Raw genomic sequence first — 15,005 nt, forward strand, 5'->3', positions numbered from 1 at the left:
TATGGCTGTTTCAATCATGTTTTTTGCTTGCTTCGGTATGTTTTTTCCGGCTCCGTCCTGCGGTGACCCCGGTTTATTTTGTGGAATCTTCCTTGATCCTCGACTGTGATTTTTCGAGGCTTTCCACCTCGCTCAGCTTTTCTTTTGCCTTGCTGACCAGGTCGGGTATCTTGCTGTTGTCCACGATGCTCTGCAGGGTGGCCTTGGCATTGAAATAATCCTTTTCCCGGGTATAGATATCGCCCAGGAGGATGTATGCGCTGGCTACCCAGTAGTCGTAGGACGGCGTATTCTTGATGACGTCGAAAGCGGCGGTCTCGGCCTGCTTCAGCTCCCGGTTTTTGAAATGACATTCGGCGATGTAGTAGCGGGCCTGTGCGCCCAGCTCGGACTTGGTTTGCCGGGCCGTTTGTCCGAAGGCAACCAGGGCGCTGTCGCAGTTGTCCTGTGCCCGGTAGGCCTGCCCCGCATAGAAATGGGCTACGATCTGATCGTCCGTGCTGATATTGGACAGCGCCAGCAGATCAGCGGCGCTGGTTTTTACCTGATCCCAGTTTTGCAGTTCGTAGTTGGCGCGCAGCAGACCCCGCCGGGCTTCCAGCGCATTGTCGCGGGTGACGGCTATCTGTTTCAGCTGTCCGTAGTACTGCAGCGCTTTGCTGTAATCCTTGTTTTCATAGAACTCGATCCTGCCGGCCTGGGCCACGGCGCGTTCGGTAAAGGGGGTATTGCCCTGCGACAGGATATATTCGTAAGCGTTAAGCGCGTTGCTGTAGTCCTTTTGCATAAAAAGACATTCCGCCTTGTAGAAGTTGGCATTCAGGGTGAACTGTCCCTGCGGATAACGGCTGAGATAGTTGTTGAAAGCGCTGAGGGCCCCGGAGTAATCGCCGTTTCCAAAGCGGGCTTCCGCGGCCGCGAAGGTAACCGAATCTGCTACGGAGCGGGTAATGGTTTTGCCCGTGGATTTCAGGAAGCTGAGGAAGGCGTCCGTATTGCCGTTGTTGACATACAGGGTGCGCAGGCTTTGCAGCGCTTCGTTGGATTCGGGGCTGTTGGGATATTGCTGTACCACCTTTTTGTAATAGTCGGTTGCCTGGCCATTGTCGCCCATATTCAGATGGGCAAGCCCCAGCTTCAGGGTAGCCTTGGGTGCATTGGGACTGTTGGGCTGCTGCTGTATCACCCGTTCCAGGTAGGGAACGGCTTCCCGGTATTTCTGTTCGGTGATGTACGTAGAGCCGATCTCGTAGTCGGCTTCGTTGTTGAAACCGGATTTCGGATATTGCTGCGCCAGCTGTTTCAGCAGGCTCACCTTCTCATCGTTTTTGCCGCTGGCGCCCAGGATCATGCTTTTCTGATACAGTGCGTAGTCGGATCCGGATCCGCTGCTGAGGGCCTGGTTGTAGATATTCATGGCCTGGCCGTAGTTCCGGAGCATGTAATAGCAGTCGGCGGTACGCAGCTTGGCATCCTGCGCGATCTTTTCCCCGTTGGCGCCGAATACGATTTCTGCTGCTTTGAACTGATCCAGGGCGCCGTTATAATCGCCTTTTCTCATCAGGGCGTATCCGAGGTTATAATGCGCGGTTTGCTCGTTGGCTTCCCCGGAAGCGGCGGCAGCGCTGGAGCGGGCGAGGCTGAAATACTGGTTGAGATAAGCCGTTGCCTGATCAAACTGTCCTTTCCGCAGGCTGATCTCTCCTTTCCAGAAATAAGCCAGCTGTTGCAGCTGCGGGTCCATCGGGTTTTGCAGGGATATGTCCAGCAGCTTGCCGGCATCCTCCGTCTGGTTGTCATTGATCAGCTGCATGGCCCGTCCGTAGGCTACCTTCTGGTAGGCTTTCCGTACGTTTGGCGTTTTATTCGGTATCCCTTCCACGGCGGAGAGGGCGTTTTTATAATCGTTGGTATTCATGAACAGCTGGGCGAGGATCTCGCGGGTCTCCGGGATGTATTCGGACTGGGGATATTGCTGCACAAAGCTTTTCAGCTCATTGAGGGCCACATCCTGGTATCCCAGCTCATAGGAAAGCTTGCCGTAGTTGAATCGGGATATCTCCTGTTGCTTGGCATTATAGCTGTTGCGCGCACAGATGGCAAAAGCGTTACGGGCGCTGCTTTTCTGTCCGGTCTTCAGGTAACAGTCGCCCAGCAGGTACATGGAGTTCTGCCCGAGGGAATCGGCAGAGCTGCTCAGCTGCTTGAATCCGCTGATCGCCTTGTCGAGCTCGTTGGTCTGGTAATAGCAGTAGGCCAGCTCATATACATCTTCCTTATGCAGCTCGTCGGTGTTTTCCTCGTATTCTTCAAGATAAGGCAGGGCTTTTACATAATCCTTTTTTTCAAAATAGGTCTGGCCGATCAGGTGCTTGAGGGGAGCGTTATAATAGAGATTCCCTTTCTGCGCGTAGGGCAGGGCATAGTCCAGCAGTTGATCCAGCTTGTTCTGGTAGTAATAGATCTCGGCGATATAATAAGGAACGATAATGTCATATTTTTTTTCCTTCACCACACGCTGAAAGCTGGTCAGCGCCGCATTATATTGCTTGTTGTAATAGGCGATGAATCCGTAATAGTAGTTGGAGGGGATGTAATATTTGTTATGAATGTCCTTTATGGAGGCAAAGAGCGGCTGGGCCTTTGCAAAGTCCTTTACATTGAAATAACAGTAGCCCAGCTCGAACTTGGCGTCGGTGATCTCCTGGTTGGACAGGTTGTCGATCCCGGCTTTTTCATAGTAGGGGATGGCTTCACGGACCTTGTTCTGGTGAAAATAATAACGGGCCAGCTGGAAGCTGGCCATTTGCTGGCGGGCGTGGTTATTGGTTTTTTCAATAAATGTTTTGGTGAGCGATTCGCCGTCGGGCTGGCCGAGCTGAAGAGCACAGATCACGTAGTAGTAGCGGGCGTCCTGCCAGGTCAGCTCACGGTTGGTTTTCTGGAAATAATCCACATCGTCCAGCGTTTTGCGGAACAGCTGCTGGGCCACGGCATACTTGCCGAGCTGGAAGTATTCCTGTGCTTCCCTGAACAACGCGTCCGGCTGGTCATGGATGGCGGTTTGCTGGGCCGCGGCAGTTTGGGCGAGACCCAGACAGGCCACCGCCAGCAGCAGACGGCAGCGGCGGAGGTTACAAAAAAAGCGGTGATGCGAAAAGAATATAAGAAGCCTGTCTGACTGCATGTTATAGTAATTAATCCGGTTTATCCCCGACTGTAACGTATGAATAAGCTGTTTTATTTTTAGCCTTCCCGCCCTCCGGCAAATGTCATGCCGCTTTGGGCTTCAGGTGGGAACCGGCATGCGGACAAAGATAAAAGATTCCTGCTATTGTCACAGGGAGGGGAAAAGTTTGTGGATAATTCCCGGCGGAGATCTGGGGGGATTTACTATTTTCGATTTTTGAAACCACTTTGAAAAGGTCCCGATGCATCTTCGGTGTCATCTGTCCGCCGTAAAGCTATAGCAGGCGGGTCCGACCATTAAAAACAAAAATATTAACAGATGAAACTGCTTTCTACCAAGGTCAATACCGGGATGGTGCACTTTAGCCTGTTGCTGCTCCGCGTGGGGCTGGGCCTGATGATGATGGTGCATGGCTGGCAGAAGCTGCAGCGTTTTTCCGAGATGGCGGCGCAGTTTGCCGATCCCCTGCATGTCGGCACCCGCGGTTCGCTGGTGCTGGTGCTGTTTTCCGAGCTGGGCTGCGCTTTCCTGGTCATGCTGGGGCTCCTTACCCGTTTTGCGGCCCTGGTACTGCTGATCCAGCTGTGCATTGTGGTGCTGATCATCCATCGCGGGGATTTTGGTCACCAGGAGCTGGGCCTGCATTTCCTGCTGGGGTACCTGGTGATATTGCTTTGCGGACCGGGCCGTATTTCGGTAGACCGGCTGATCGCCCGGTAAGGGATTTTTAACTGCAACAGATGTATACTGCCGTTACGCAGGTGCGCGTTCGCTACGGCGAAACGGACCAGATGGGTTTTTTATATTACGGGGCTTATGCCCTTTATTACGAGACGGGCCGGGCCGAGGCCATCCGGGCCTTAGGCTTCTCCTATCGCCAGCTGGAAGAGCAGGGGGTGATCATGCCGGTAGTGGAGTTGCAGAGCCGTTACCTGCGTCCGGCATTGTACGACGACCTGGTGACTGTAAAGACGACGCTGCGGGAAATGCCTTCCGGCAGCAAGATACGTTTTCATTCCGAGCTGTATAACGAGGCCGGGGCGCTGCTCAATGCGGGCGTTACCACCCTGGTGTTCCTGGATGCCTCCAGCCGCCGGAAAGTAGCCGTACCGGCGATATTGCTGGAGAAGCTGGCCCCCTATTTTGCTTCCTGAGTCCTGCCGGCATGTTCCGTCTTGGCGGGAGGCGTCCGGGCTTTTGGAGGACGAACCTTGTCGTTGATCGATAGCAGGGTATTGGGGAACATATCCACGATTCTTCGTATTTCCGTCTCCGTTATTTTGCCGTGCAGCTGCAGCTTCCCGATCTTTATCTTCCCCATTTCATCCGGTATCCGGATGCTGTCGATAAAGGATATCTCCAGCTGCGGGATTTCCTTCAGCGCCAGCAAAGGCGGAGGCACCTCCTTTACCCGGATCTGTATACGGCCCCAGTGGCCGGGATGGCCCAGTTTTCCCTTTAGCGCCAGGGCGGAGGTATCTTTTACCCGTACCATCCAGCCTATCTGCGGCCGCAGCGCCAGCGTCCGGTTGTTCTGCCGCAGCCCCACGAAGCCGGCCCACAGCTCCAGCGGCGTTTCGGTGATGCGGCTGTTATCCGAATGCAGATATCTGAGGTCTACCTTGGCGATCTCATTGGGAAGCTGGTTGCTGCTGCCGATCTCCTTCAGGTTCATTCTTTTCCCGTTTTTGTCATACGGAAAAAACCGGACGATCCACCCGTCGATCACCTTCGGATTGCCATATTGCTCTTTAGTATGGTATTTAAACATATCCCTCCAGAAAGCGGTGTCGATATGACCGCCGGAGGCATTGACAAACTCCTTCAGCACCGGGTCCAGCCCGTCGACCCACCAGCCCAGCCGGTATTTCCGGAGCTGCCGGGTCTTTTCCCGCACCCGCTGCCAGTCTGCAGGGCTGCCTTCGAGGGTGATCCCGGGAATGCCGCAGCTGATCACAATAACCACGAAATCGAAGTAAGGCTGCATGCTTTCCATGGCGGTGATCTGTGCGGCCACCCTGTCGGTAACCGTGGTAGTGGAAAAGTCCGGAATGAGGGTTTTCAGGAGGCCGGGATCGGTATTTTCGGCGATCTGGCCGGTAAGGGCGTTCAGCACCTCCTCCCAGGGACCGTCCGGATCGTCCAGCGAGATCCGGTTGTCCTGAACGATCAGCGTTTGCTTTCCGTTGAAGTGCACCAGCTGGTCCCGGAGGGCTTCGGCGTTATTGATCACATGCAGGGCAAACCCCTGTGCGATCAGCAGCCAGATCATATCCGGCGACAGCACAAAGGGGCGGTGATCCGCATAGGCCTGGTACATCCCGTTGAAAAAGGGATGATAGCCGAAGGTCACCATACTGTCCGGTATCCGGCTGCAGGCGATGATCCGGAAGGGAAGCTGAAGGTGGTGCTCCGCTATCTCTTCCGGGGTCAGTCCCACATCCCTTTGGATGAGGTCTTTCAGGATATCGGGATAGGCGGCCACCGGCAGGCGATGATCCGGTCTTTCCAGGTCTTCGATGGTAAAGGTGCGTTGGGCTTGTGCGTGGAGGAAAGGAACTGCCAGCAGGAGCAGGAATGTGGGTAGACGCAGATGCATAGGAGGAGGAATAGTGTTCTACTAATATAAGGTTTTTTTAAAAAAAAGGAGCATTCCTGGGAGCCGTAGTCTGCAGGGAGTGAGCATCATGATCTCATGAAATTCCCTTAACTTTGGTAAAGTTAAATTTACGGCCATGGAGATTGAAAGGACAAAAAAAGAAGTGATCATCCGGCTTCCTTCAACGGTAGATACAGAAGACCTGCAGGCTTTTCTGGATTATGCCCGGTATAAAGAGTTGACATCTTCTTTCAAAGCCAGTCAGGAGGAAGCGGATAAGCTTGCCGGCCAGATCAATAAGGAATGGTGGACAAAGCACCGGAAACGGTTTGTTCCGTGAGGATCATTGTAGACACCAATATTGTTTTCAGTGCTATTCTGAATACCACGGGTCGAATTGGCAAGGTTCTCATAGGTTCAGGTACCCATTTCCAGTTTTATACCTGTGATTTTCTGCGAATTGAATTGCAAAAACATCGAGGAAAGCTGTTAAAAATAACAAAGCTGACCGAAGGGAAACTGCATGAGTTAGAGTTGCTTATTACCAGTAATATAAAATTTATCAATGAAAGCCTTATCGCTGAAAAACAATGGTTATCAGCAAATATACTGCTGAAGGATATAGATCCTAATGACACTCCATTTGTGGCTTTGGCGAAAGAATTGGATGCAAAACTCTGGACTGGTGACATGCAATTGTATCACGGATTAAAGGAAAAAAGATTTAAGGCAGTGATTACTACGGCTGAACTTTCCTTTATACTGGATGAACTGGAACGGAAATAGGAATATTCTTCAGATTTTAGTACCGATCCCTTTCTGACAAATGGCGTAGGTTTGTCCCAAAAAAGTGGAGAAAACAGAGGCTACCATCATTACGATCGGGGATGAGTTGCTGATCGGACAAACCATCGACACCAATTCGGCCTGGATGGCTACCCGCCTGAACGAGGCCGGCATCTGGCTGCGGCGGCGGGTGGCGGTCGGCGACAGCCGGGAGGACATCCTGCAGGCGCTACGCGAAGAAAGCGCCAAGGTGCCGCTGATCCTCATCACCGGCGGGCTGGGCCCGACGGCAGACGATATTACCAAGGACGTATTGTGTGAATATTTTGATACCCGGCTGGTATGGAATGAAGCGGCCCTGCAGCGGGTAACACAGCTGCTGCAGCGGAGAGGACTTCCCATGCTGGAACGCAACCGGCAGCAGGCCCTGCTGCCGGAGGCCTGTACCCCTGTACCCAATGAAAGGGGATCGGCGCCCGGCATGTGGTTCGAGAAGGACGGCGTGGTGTACGTCTCCATGCCCGGCGTGCCGTATGAGATGCAGGGGATGATGGAAGCTACCGTGCTGCCCCGTCTGCATACCCGCTTTCATACCCCGGCTATTCTGCACCGTACCCTGCTGACCTCCGGCATGGGGGAATCCTTTGTCGCGGAGCGGCTGGCAGATTTTGAAAAGGGACTTTTTGCCATACCTCCGCCCGTCAGCATTAAGCTGGCTTACCTGCCGGATTTTGCCCTGCTAAAGCTGCGCCTGACCGCCATCGGTCCTGTCCCTGCAGATACAGAAGCCGTGCTGGAGCGGCAATTCGGTCAGCTGCAGGCCTTGCTGCCGGATATTACCGTGGCCACCGCTGATATCACCCTTGAAGCCCTGCTGGGGCAGCTGCTGCTCCGGAACGGGCGCACGCTGGGGACGGCGGAAAGCTGCACGGGAGGCTATATTGCCCATCGTATTACTTCGGTGCCCGGCAGCTCGGCGTATTTTAAGGGCAGCGTGGTGAGCTATGTCAATGCCGTAAAGCAGGAAGTGCTGAAGGTGGGAGCGGATACCCTGCAGCAGCACGGCGCCGTCAGCGAAGCCGTGGTGCGGGAAATGGTGACGGGCGCCCTGGCGCTTTTGCATACAGACTATGCGATAGCCGTCTCCGGTATCTTAGGTCCGGGAGGCGGCACTCCCGAAAAACCCGTGGGCACGGTATGGGTGGCGGCAGGTAGCCGCGACCGCACGCTCGCCAAAAGCTATCATCTGCGGCACGACCGGCAGCGCAATACCGCGATGGCGGCGTCCTATGCCATGAACCTGCTGCGGACGCTCCTCGAAACGGGGGAGGCCCTTTAGCACTTTGCCGCCTGCTGCCGTTTACTTACTTTTGTAGTTAAACCTTAAGCAGCAAAACTTAACCGTGAACTTATGGCAGTAGTTGACCTGATCATGCCCAAGCTGGGAGAAAGTATTATGGAGGCAACCATATTGCACTGGCATAAACAACCGGGTGATAAGGTAAAGGCGGATGAGACGGTGCTGGAGATCGCTACCGATAAGGTGGACAGCGAGGTGCCCGCGATCGTGGACGGCGAGATCAGGGAACTGTTGTTCCGGGAAAACGATGTGGTTCCCGTGGGGGCGGTCATTGCCCGGATCGAGACCTCGGCTTCGGCCGACAGCGGGGCGGAAGATGTGCTGGCCGGCGAAGCGCTGGATGCGGACGTCTTCGATATGGAGGGTGAAGAAGAGGGGATAACCGAAGAGGAGGAAACAGAAAGAGAGGCGCCGGTACAGCAGGAAGGACGTTTTTACTCCCCATTGGTGCTGAAGATAGCCCGGGATGAAGGCGTGAGCATGGCCGAGCTCGAGCAGGTGCCGGGTACAGGGCACGAAGGACGGGTAACCAAAAAGGATATGCTGGAGTACGTATCCGGAAAACGGAGCGGAAAACCCGCTGCGGCCTCGGGCTCGTATGATACGGACAGCCGGACCGCCCCGGAGCGGTCGGTTACGGTGAGCAGCCCGCTTTCTTACCGCGGCAATGTAGAGATCATCGAAATGGACCGTATGCGCAAGCTGATTGCCGCCCATATGGTGCAGAGCAAACAGACCAGCCCCCACGTCACCAGCTTTTCCGAAGCCGATGTGACCAACCTGGTGCAGTGGCGCACCCGCGTAAAAAAGGATTTCGAGCAAAGAGAAGGGGAGAAGATCACCTTTATGCCGCTCTTTATCGAGGCTATCGTCCGTTGCATCAAACGTTTCCCGCTCATCAACAGCTCGGTGGACGGGGACCGGATCATTGTCAAAAAAGATATCAATATCGGGATGGCCACGGCGCTGCCCAACGGCAACCTAATCGTACCGGTGATCCGGAATGCGGACCAGCTGAACCTGACCGGCATCGCCAGGCAGGTCAACCGGCTGGCGGCGGCAGCCCGTAACGGCAAGCTGCAGCCGGAGGACACGCAGGAGGGCACCTTTACCCTGACCAACGTAGGCACCTTTGGCAGCCTGTCCGGCACCCCCATCATCAACCAGCCGCAGTCGGCCATACTGGCGGTGGGGATCATCAAGAAGCGTCCCATGGTGGTGGAGACAGCCCAGGGCGATTCCATCGCCATCCGGCATATGATGTACCTTTCCATGTCCTACGATCACCGTATTATCGACGGCTCCCTGGGGGCTACCTTTCTCACCGCGGTAGCACAGGAGCTGGAGCATTTCGATCCCGCACGTAATTTCTGACCATGGAACAGCAGGGATATGTAGACTACAGCGTTGACCAGGCCGTAGGTACCATCCGCTTTTTTCATCCTGCCCATAATGCCCTGCCTGCCTATCTGCTGGAAGCGTTGACCGCCGCCGTCGAACGGGGCGGCGCGGACCCGGCCGCACATGTGCTCCGGCTGGAGAGCGCAGGCGACCGCACGTTCTGTGCCGGCGCCAGCTTCGACGAATTGGCGGCGGTGACCGATGAAGCGGCGGGAATAAAGTTTTTTTCCGGTTTTGCCGCCGTGATCAATGCCTGCCGGCGCTGTCCCAAGCTGATCATCGGCCGGGTACAAGGCAAGGCAGTGGGAGGGGGAGTAGGTATAGCCGCAGCCACCGATTATTGCTTTGCCACCGAGGCTGCCGCCATCCGCCTCAGCGAGCTGACCCTGGGCATCGGTCCTTTTGTGGTGGCTCCTGCCATAGAAAGAAAGATAGGCCTGGCGGCCCTGAGCAGACTGGCCATCCGTGCATCGGAATGGCAGAGCGCGGCATGGGCGCGCGAGCATGGGCTCTATACCGAACTTTTTGCGGATATCGCCGGCATGGACGCCGCTATGGCAACATTGGCGGCGGAGCTGGCGGCTTCTTCCCCGGCGGCCATGCGGGCCCTTAAGCAGATGCTCTGGCAGGGTACGGAGCACTGGGATACGCTGCTGGCGGAGCGGGCGGCGCTAAGCGGGATGCTGATCCTCTCAGCGCAGGCGCGCGCAGCCATGGCCGCCTTCAAAGCCGGTAAACGTTAAACGGCAGCCGGTGCCTTCCTCAGACTGTAGCCGGCTCTTCTCCCGCAGGAACAGCCTTCTGCTGCGGCAGGCGTTCTTTGCGGTGCCGGCGGAGGGTCTGCCACGACTGCATCGCCACCGACAGAAAGATCAGGAAAAGACCCATATAAAAATGCTGTCCCAGGGAACGGTTTTCCTTAAAGATCAGAAAGGCCAGCAGGATACCGTACACCGGCTCCAGGTTATAGGTAAGATTTACCGTAAAGGGCGATACCTTCTTCATCGCATTCAGCATCAGATCATAGGCCCAGATGGTACAGCACCAGCTCATGAGCAGCAGGTAACCCCAGTCTGACCAGCTGGGAACCAGCCGGCTTCCGGGGAAGACATGCAGATAAAAAGGCATCAGCAGGCTCAGACAGAGAAAGCCCGAGCCCAGCTCGTAAAAAGTAATGGTTTGGGAGGTATGCCGGTCTGTGAGCTTTTTGTTCAGGATGGTGAACAGCGCGCTGAGGAAAGCGGCCGCCAGCCCGAGAATGATGCCGGTGGTATAGCGGCGGTCGAAATGCAGGATGATGTAGATGCCGCCCATGCCGATCACCGAAAGCAGCGCCTCCCCGGCATTGAACCTTTTTCTGAGCAGCAGGGGTTCGGTAAGCGCTGAAAAGAAGCTGCCCGCCGAAAAGCAGACCAGGCAGATCGATACGTTTGCGTATTTGATGCTGCCATAAAAGCAAAGCAGGTGGAGCGCTACCAGGAGCCCGACAAAAGCAATACGCGCTATCTCCCCCGGCGGAAGACGGGGAATCTTCCTGCGGACGGCAAAGATCAGCAGCAGCGTAAAGGCAGTGATACCCAGGCGGTACCAGACCAGTACGCCTTCGTTCAGGGAGATCAGGCGCCCCATTACCCCGGTAAAGCCGGCGAGCAACACGGCGGTGTGCAGCTGCAGGAGTGCCTTTTTCATCCTTGGGTTGCTTGATTTTTTTTAAAGGTCATCCGCCTGCCGAGGCGTTGACGAAACCGGGTTTATGGCAGCCCGGAACGGTACATGACAAGGGCAGATCTGCATTTTCATTTGCTCACCCTGCTCCGGTAGTTGCGGAAAAGGCTCATCCACTGGATCTTCAGCACCCCGAATATGCCTTCTTTGATAATGCCCCGGCTCATTTTGGACTGTCCTTCCTGCCGGTCCACGAAGGTAATGGGTATTTCCCTGATCCTGAAGTCCAGCTTCCAGGCGGAGAATTTCATGGCGATCTGGAAAGCGTAGCCCACAAAGGGTATCTCGTCCAGGTGAATGGCCTCCAGCACCCGGCTTTTGTAACAGACAAAGCCGGCCGTGGCGTCCTTTACCGGCATCCAGGTGACCAGGCGTACATATACCGAGGCCCCGTAAGAAAGAATGTTGCGGTCCCAGGGCCAGTTTTCCGTACGGCCGCCCTTCACATAACGGGAGCCCACTGACACGTCGGCTCCCTCTTCGGCGCAGGCCCGGTAGAGACGGATCAGATCTTTGGGATTGTGCGAAAAGTCAGCATCCATTTCGAAGATATAGCCGTACCCGTGCCGGAGCGCCCATTTGAAGCCGTGGATATAGGCCGTGCCGAGGCCGAGCTTACCGGAACGCTGTTCGAGGAAGAGCCGGGCGTTGTACTGCGGCATAAGCGACTGTACAATAGCGGCAGTGCCGTCCGGAGAGCCGTCGTCCACCACCAGTACGTGAAAATCTTCCGGCAAGGCGAAAATAGCCTCCAGCATCCTGGCAATATTTTCCTTCTCGTTATAGGTGGGTATGATGACTAATTTTCCCAAACAGGCGTATTTTTTGAAAAAAACAGGGCGAAACTAACATAAACCGCTGAACAGATGCGGGAACCCGCCCGTGAATTAGGATTTCTTTAACATCATGTCGCTGTAGATCTCAGACAGCTTCTGTTTGGTATGGAGCGGGAAATCGGCCTTCATCATCCAGTCGTAATATTGCGGTTCCTGCCGCAGCACCTCGCGAACGGGTTTCCCTTTATATTTTCCAAAATTAAATATTTCAACGCCGTTTTCCATCACAAAGCGTCTTCCGAAATCCACAAAACATTCTTCTCCCCCGAAGGCGGACAGGGCAAGCACATCGTTGCTCAGCTCCGTATAGCGATCGATCTGGGCCTCCAGTATTTCGAAGGTTGCCCGGGCATCGGCTTCCGCATTGTGGGCATTGTCGAGGGACTTATAGCAATAAAACTGATAAGCGGCCCCCAGGGTGCGCTTTTCCATCAGGTGAAAGATCTTCTGCACATCGATGAATTTCCGGTCCGTAACGCTGAAGGAGAGGCCGATACGCAAAAACTCCTCTACCAGCAGGGGGATATCAAAGCGATTGGAATTATAGCCGGCCAGGTCGCAGTTTTCGAGGAACTGCTTCAGCTCGTTGGCGGCTTCCCGGAAAGTAGGGCAATCTGCCACATCCTTATCATAGATACCGTGTACCGCGGAAGAGCCGGGCGGTATCGGAATGCCGGGGTTTATGCGTTTTACCTTGGACTGCGAGCTGCCGTCGGGGAATATTTTGATGATGGCGATCTCAATGATCTTGTCAATGGCAATGTTGGTACCGGTGGTTTCCAGATCGATAAAAGCAAGCGGTCGTATTAATTTCAGATTCATGAGCGGTAATGCCTTAATTTTTTTCAAAAATAATGGATTCTTTCAAAGCCGGGGCAGGCTTGTTCGTCCGGAAGGCAGAACTTTGTAAAAAAAACCGGGATTTACTATGCATAAAATGGTACTTTTAACGTTGAAAATAAGGGAAATAAAAAAAGGAAAATACCGATGAATAAGTGGGCAAGATATATACTGATCGCCGGCTGTATGGCACTGTTCGGAGCAGCGCTGACCTCCTGCGGCGCCTCGAGGCAGCTGGGATGTCCCGTGCAGGCAGAAGCCTTTCCGGCACATACCGGAGCAGTACGGGTCTGATGCCGGCGACGTTTAACCTGATCAGCGCACGGCTCCTTTTGACCTTTGCATGCGTCAGCGGCTCTTATATGCGCGGCCATAACCCGTGTAATTCATATCTATGACGATAGCCATTATCAATGGTCCCAACCTGAACCTGCTGGGCAAACGCGAGCCCGGCGTATACGGAGACCAGTCTTTTGAGACTTTCCTGGAGGAATTGCGGCAGCGATATCCGGAAGTGACTTTTCATTATTTTCAGAGCAACGTGGAGGGAGAGCTGGTGAATGTGCTGCAGGAAAAAGGCTTTTCTGCAGACGGCATACTGCTGAATGCAGGGGCCTACACCCATACCTCGGTGGCCATACGGGATGCCATTGCCGCCATACCTGCACCCGTAATCGAGATTCATATTTCCAATATCTATGCGCGGGAAGCTTTCCGCCATACTTCTCTCATTGCCCCAAAATGCGTAGGTTCGGTATGCGGGCTGGGACTGGAAGGATATGCCCTGGGCGTGGCTTACTTCGGGAAGAGCGGGGAGCTGAAGAACAGGGGAAAGGCGTAGTAAAAAACCCGCAAGTCTGGATCAACATGCGGGTTTATCATTCAGATTTTGGTTGATGAGGGTAAATATAGTTAAATTTTGTTAAAAATACACTTTTTATCCGAGATTTACCAGGGCCTGCCTTTTGAAAATTAAGAAAACTTTTTAACGAGAGCGCTTTCCGGGAAACGATAGAATGGTAAATTTGCCTCTTAAATTATAATTATCCTTTATCTGAAAACATGAAGTGGAAATTCTCCTCCGGGAAAAAAAGAAAGAAGTCAGTTGTCCGTGAATGGATAGACGCCGCCATTTTTGCCATCATCGCCGCTACGATTATCCGCACTTTTTTATTCGAAGCCTATACCATACCCACGCCCTCGATGGAGAAGACGCTCCTGGTAAACGATTTTTTGTTTGTCAACAAGCTGAGCTATGGCTCCCGTGTGCCGATGACGCCCCTGGCGGTACCGTTTACGCTTCATACCATGCCTTTGTTCAACATCAAATCCTATTCGGACTGGCCGCATTTCGGCTACCACCGTTTGCCGGGTTTCGGAAAGATCCGGAACAACGACGTGGTGGTCTTTAATTTCCCCGAGGGAGATACGGTGGTGCTGGAGCAGCCCGAGCAGGATTATTACCAGCTGAAGCGGGTATACGGAGACGCCTATATGCGGAGTAATTATAAAATCGTTTCCCGCCCGGTAGACCGCCGTGAAAATTATATCAAACGTTGTCTGGCCATCCCCGGCGATTCGCTGCAGGTGGTGGATGGCTATGTGTATGTCAACGGGAAGATGGCGCCCGTTCCTCCGCATTCGGAAAAGCGGTTTCTGATCCAGACCGACGGCACGGCCATCAATCCGGACCGGCTGGATGAGCTGAGGATCGATCCGCCGGACATCGTGAATGCCGCCAACGCGGTATACGGATTTTATCTGACGAAGGACGACTCCGCTGCACTGTCCCGGTTCACCAACATAAAACGCATGGAGCGTACGGACGACAGCGGTATCGACCCGGAGGTTTTTCCGCAGGATACGGCGCATTACAAATGGAACCACGACAATTACGGCCCCATCTGGATACCCAAAAAAGGCGTCACCGTGCATCTGGATTCAGCCAGCATCGCGCTGTACCGTCGCCTCATCAGTGTATACGAGCAAAACAAGCTGGAGGAAAAGGACGGGAAGATATATATCAATGGTCAGCCGGCGGATCGTTATACTTTTAAGATGGACTATTACTGGATGATGGGCGACAACCGGGACAACTCCCTGGATTCCCGCTACTGGGGTTTTGTGCCGGAAGATCATGTGGTGGGCAAGGCCTGGTTTATCTGGATGAGCTATGATCACCACGGCCTGCGCTGGCGTCGCTTTTTTAACGGGATCCGTTAGAGGTGAAGGGTAAAAGGTAAAAGGTAAAAGGTGAAGGGTAAAAGG

At 54.2% G+C, this 15,005-nt stretch carries 15 protein-coding genes; 10 read left to right on the forward strand and 5 right to left on the reverse strand.

The genetic code is table 11. From position 1 onward, the window contains the following. Nucleotides 1-73: 73 nt before the first annotated feature. Entirely contained in the window at nucleotides 74-3,187 is a 3,114-nt protein-coding gene (locus ABD851_RS13950; protein ID WP_344980320.1) for a tetratricopeptide repeat protein, read from the reverse strand. Nucleotides 3,188-3,508: 321 nt separating this feature from the next. Here ABD851_RS13950 and ABD851_RS13955 point away from each other — a divergent pair, with 321 nt between their 5' ends. Further along, nucleotides 3,509-3,910, forward strand: a complete 402-nt coding sequence (locus ABD851_RS13955; protein WP_344980322.1) for a DoxX family protein — start codon at nucleotides 3,509-3,511, stop codon at nucleotides 3,908-3,910. Nucleotides 3,911-3,930: 20 nt separating this feature from the next. Next, nucleotides 3,931-4,344, forward strand: a complete 414-nt coding sequence (locus ABD851_RS13960) for an acyl-CoA thioesterase (protein ID WP_344980324.1) — start codon at nucleotides 3,931-3,933, stop codon at nucleotides 4,342-4,344. On the opposite strand, the gene ABD851_RS13965 is transcribed toward ABD851_RS13960, so the two are convergent. Further along, on the reverse strand, nucleotides 4,329-5,789 hold the full coding sequence (locus ABD851_RS13965) for a DUF4419 domain-containing protein (protein WP_344980326.1): 1,461 nt from the start codon (nucleotides 5,787-5,789) through the stop codon (nucleotides 4,329-4,331). The two genes, ABD851_RS13960 and ABD851_RS13965, sit on opposite strands and share 16 nt — an antisense overlap. A 136-nt stretch (nucleotides 5,790-5,925) precedes the next feature. On the opposite strand from ABD851_RS13965, the gene ABD851_RS13970 reads away from it, so the two are divergent. The 5 genes from ABD851_RS13970 to ABD851_RS13990 all read left to right on the forward strand — a co-directional run bounded on the left by ABD851_RS13970 (nucleotide 5,926) and on the right by ABD851_RS13990 (nucleotide 10,079). After that, entirely contained in the window at nucleotides 5,926-6,129 is a 204-nt protein-coding gene (locus ABD851_RS13970) for a hypothetical protein (protein WP_344980328.1), read from the forward strand. Then, a complete protein-coding gene (locus tag ABD851_RS13975) occupies nucleotides 6,096-6,575 on the forward strand; it encodes a PIN domain-containing protein (RefSeq protein ID WP_344980330.1) in 480 nt (159 codons plus the stop codon). The genes ABD851_RS13970 and ABD851_RS13975 overlap by 34 nt, the downstream gene beginning before the upstream one ends. A gap of 64 nt (nucleotides 6,576-6,639) precedes the next feature. After that, nucleotides 6,640-7,914, forward strand: a complete 1,275-nt coding sequence (locus tag ABD851_RS13980; protein WP_344980332.1) for a CinA family nicotinamide mononucleotide deamidase-related protein — start codon at nucleotides 6,640-6,642, stop codon at nucleotides 7,912-7,914. 72 nt (nucleotides 7,915-7,986) lie between these two features. Beyond that, nucleotides 7,987-9,309 carry a dihydrolipoamide acetyltransferase family protein gene (locus tag ABD851_RS13985; RefSeq protein WP_344980334.1) on the forward strand — a complete coding sequence of 441 codons (1,323 nt, stop codon included), beginning with the start codon at nucleotides 7,987-7,989 and terminating at the stop codon, nucleotides 9,307-9,309. Between the two features lie 2 nt (nucleotides 9,310-9,311). After that, complete coding sequence (locus ABD851_RS13990) at nucleotides 9,312-10,079, forward strand: enoyl-CoA hydratase/isomerase family protein (RefSeq protein WP_344980336.1); 768 nt, start codon at nucleotides 9,312-9,314, stop codon at nucleotides 10,077-10,079. 19 nt (nucleotides 10,080-10,098) lie between these two features. On the opposite strand, the gene ABD851_RS13995 is transcribed toward ABD851_RS13990, so the two are convergent. The 3 genes from ABD851_RS13995 to ABD851_RS14005 all read right to left on the reverse strand — a co-directional run bounded on the left by ABD851_RS13995 (nucleotide 10,099) and on the right by ABD851_RS14005 (nucleotide 12,719). Next, nucleotides 10,099-11,025 carry a DMT family transporter gene (locus ABD851_RS13995; protein ID WP_344980338.1) on the reverse strand — a complete coding sequence of 309 codons (927 nt, stop codon included), beginning with the start codon at nucleotides 11,023-11,025 and terminating at the stop codon, nucleotides 10,099-10,101. Nucleotides 11,026-11,132: 107 nt separating this feature from the next. Further along, on the reverse strand, nucleotides 11,133-11,873 hold the full coding sequence (locus tag ABD851_RS14000) for a polyprenol monophosphomannose synthase (RefSeq protein ID WP_344980340.1): 741 nt from the start codon (nucleotides 11,871-11,873) through the stop codon (nucleotides 11,133-11,135). Nucleotides 11,874-11,948: 75 nt separating this feature from the next. Next, nucleotides 11,949-12,719 carry an exonuclease domain-containing protein gene (locus tag ABD851_RS14005; RefSeq protein ID WP_344980342.1) on the reverse strand — a complete coding sequence of 257 codons (771 nt, stop codon included), beginning with the start codon at nucleotides 12,717-12,719 and terminating at the stop codon, nucleotides 11,949-11,951. Nucleotides 12,720-12,884: 165 nt separating this feature from the next. Between ABD851_RS14005 and ABD851_RS14010 the strand changes: the two genes are divergently transcribed. The 3 genes from ABD851_RS14010 to lepB all read left to right on the forward strand — a co-directional run bounded on the left by ABD851_RS14010 (nucleotide 12,885) and on the right by lepB (nucleotide 14,960). Then, nucleotides 12,885-13,031, forward strand: a complete 147-nt coding sequence (locus tag ABD851_RS14010; RefSeq protein ID WP_344980344.1) for a hypothetical protein — start codon at nucleotides 12,885-12,887, stop codon at nucleotides 13,029-13,031. A 100-nt stretch (nucleotides 13,032-13,131) separates the two neighbouring features. Next, complete coding sequence (aroQ, locus tag ABD851_RS14015; RefSeq protein WP_344980346.1) at nucleotides 13,132-13,578, forward strand: type II 3-dehydroquinate dehydratase; 447 nt, start codon at nucleotides 13,132-13,134, stop codon at nucleotides 13,576-13,578. A 221-nt stretch (nucleotides 13,579-13,799) separates the two neighbouring features. Further along, the gene (gene lepB / locus ABD851_RS14020) at nucleotides 13,800-14,960 is read left to right on the forward strand and encodes a signal peptidase I (protein ID WP_344980348.1); all 1,161 of its coding nucleotides are present in this window, start codon (nucleotides 13,800-13,802) and stop codon (nucleotides 14,958-14,960) included. Nucleotides 14,961-15,005 lie beyond the last annotated feature (45 nt).

Source organism: Compostibacter hankyongensis (assembly GCF_039541075.1).
In the GTDB taxonomy this organism is placed as follows: Bacteria; Bacteroidota; Bacteroidia; order Chitinophagales; family Chitinophagaceae; genus Compostibacter; species Compostibacter hankyongensis.

Coding starts and splice junctions, on each gene's coding strand:
- ABD851_RS13950 (WP_344980320.1), bottom strand. CDS start 3,187: ATGCAGTCAGACAGGCTTCTTATATTCTTTTCGCATCACCGCTTTTTT.
- ABD851_RS13955 (WP_344980322.1), top strand. CDS start 3,509: ATGAAACTGCTTTCTACCAAGGTCAATACCGGGATGGTGCACTTTAGC.
- ABD851_RS13960 (WP_344980324.1), top strand. CDS start 3,931: ATGTATACTGCCGTTACGCAGGTGCGCGTTCGCTACGGCGAAACGGAC.
- ABD851_RS13965 (WP_344980326.1), bottom strand. CDS start 5,789: ATGCATCTGCGTCTACCCACATTCCTGCTCCTGCTGGCAGTTCCTTTC.
- ABD851_RS13970 (WP_344980328.1), top strand. CDS start 5,926: ATGGAGATTGAAAGGACAAAAAAAGAAGTGATCATCCGGCTTCCTTCA.
- ABD851_RS13985 (WP_344980334.1), top strand. CDS start 7,987: ATGGCAGTAGTTGACCTGATCATGCCCAAGCTGGGAGAAAGTATTATG.
- ABD851_RS13990 (WP_344980336.1), top strand. CDS start 9,312: ATGGAACAGCAGGGATATGTAGACTACAGCGTTGACCAGGCCGTAGGT.
- ABD851_RS13995 (WP_344980338.1), bottom strand. CDS start 11,025: ATGAAAAAGGCACTCCTGCAGCTGCACACCGCCGTGTTGCTCGCCGGC.
- ABD851_RS14005 (WP_344980342.1), bottom strand. CDS start 12,719: ATGAATCTGAAATTAATACGACCGCTTGCTTTTATCGATCTGGAAACC.
- ABD851_RS14010 (WP_344980344.1), top strand. CDS start 12,885: ATGAATAAGTGGGCAAGATATATACTGATCGCCGGCTGTATGGCACTG.
- aroQ (WP_344980346.1), top strand. CDS start 13,132: ATGACGATAGCCATTATCAATGGTCCCAACCTGAACCTGCTGGGCAAA.
- lepB (WP_344980348.1), top strand. CDS start 13,800: ATGAAGTGGAAATTCTCCTCCGGGAAAAAAAGAAAGAAGTCAGTTGTC.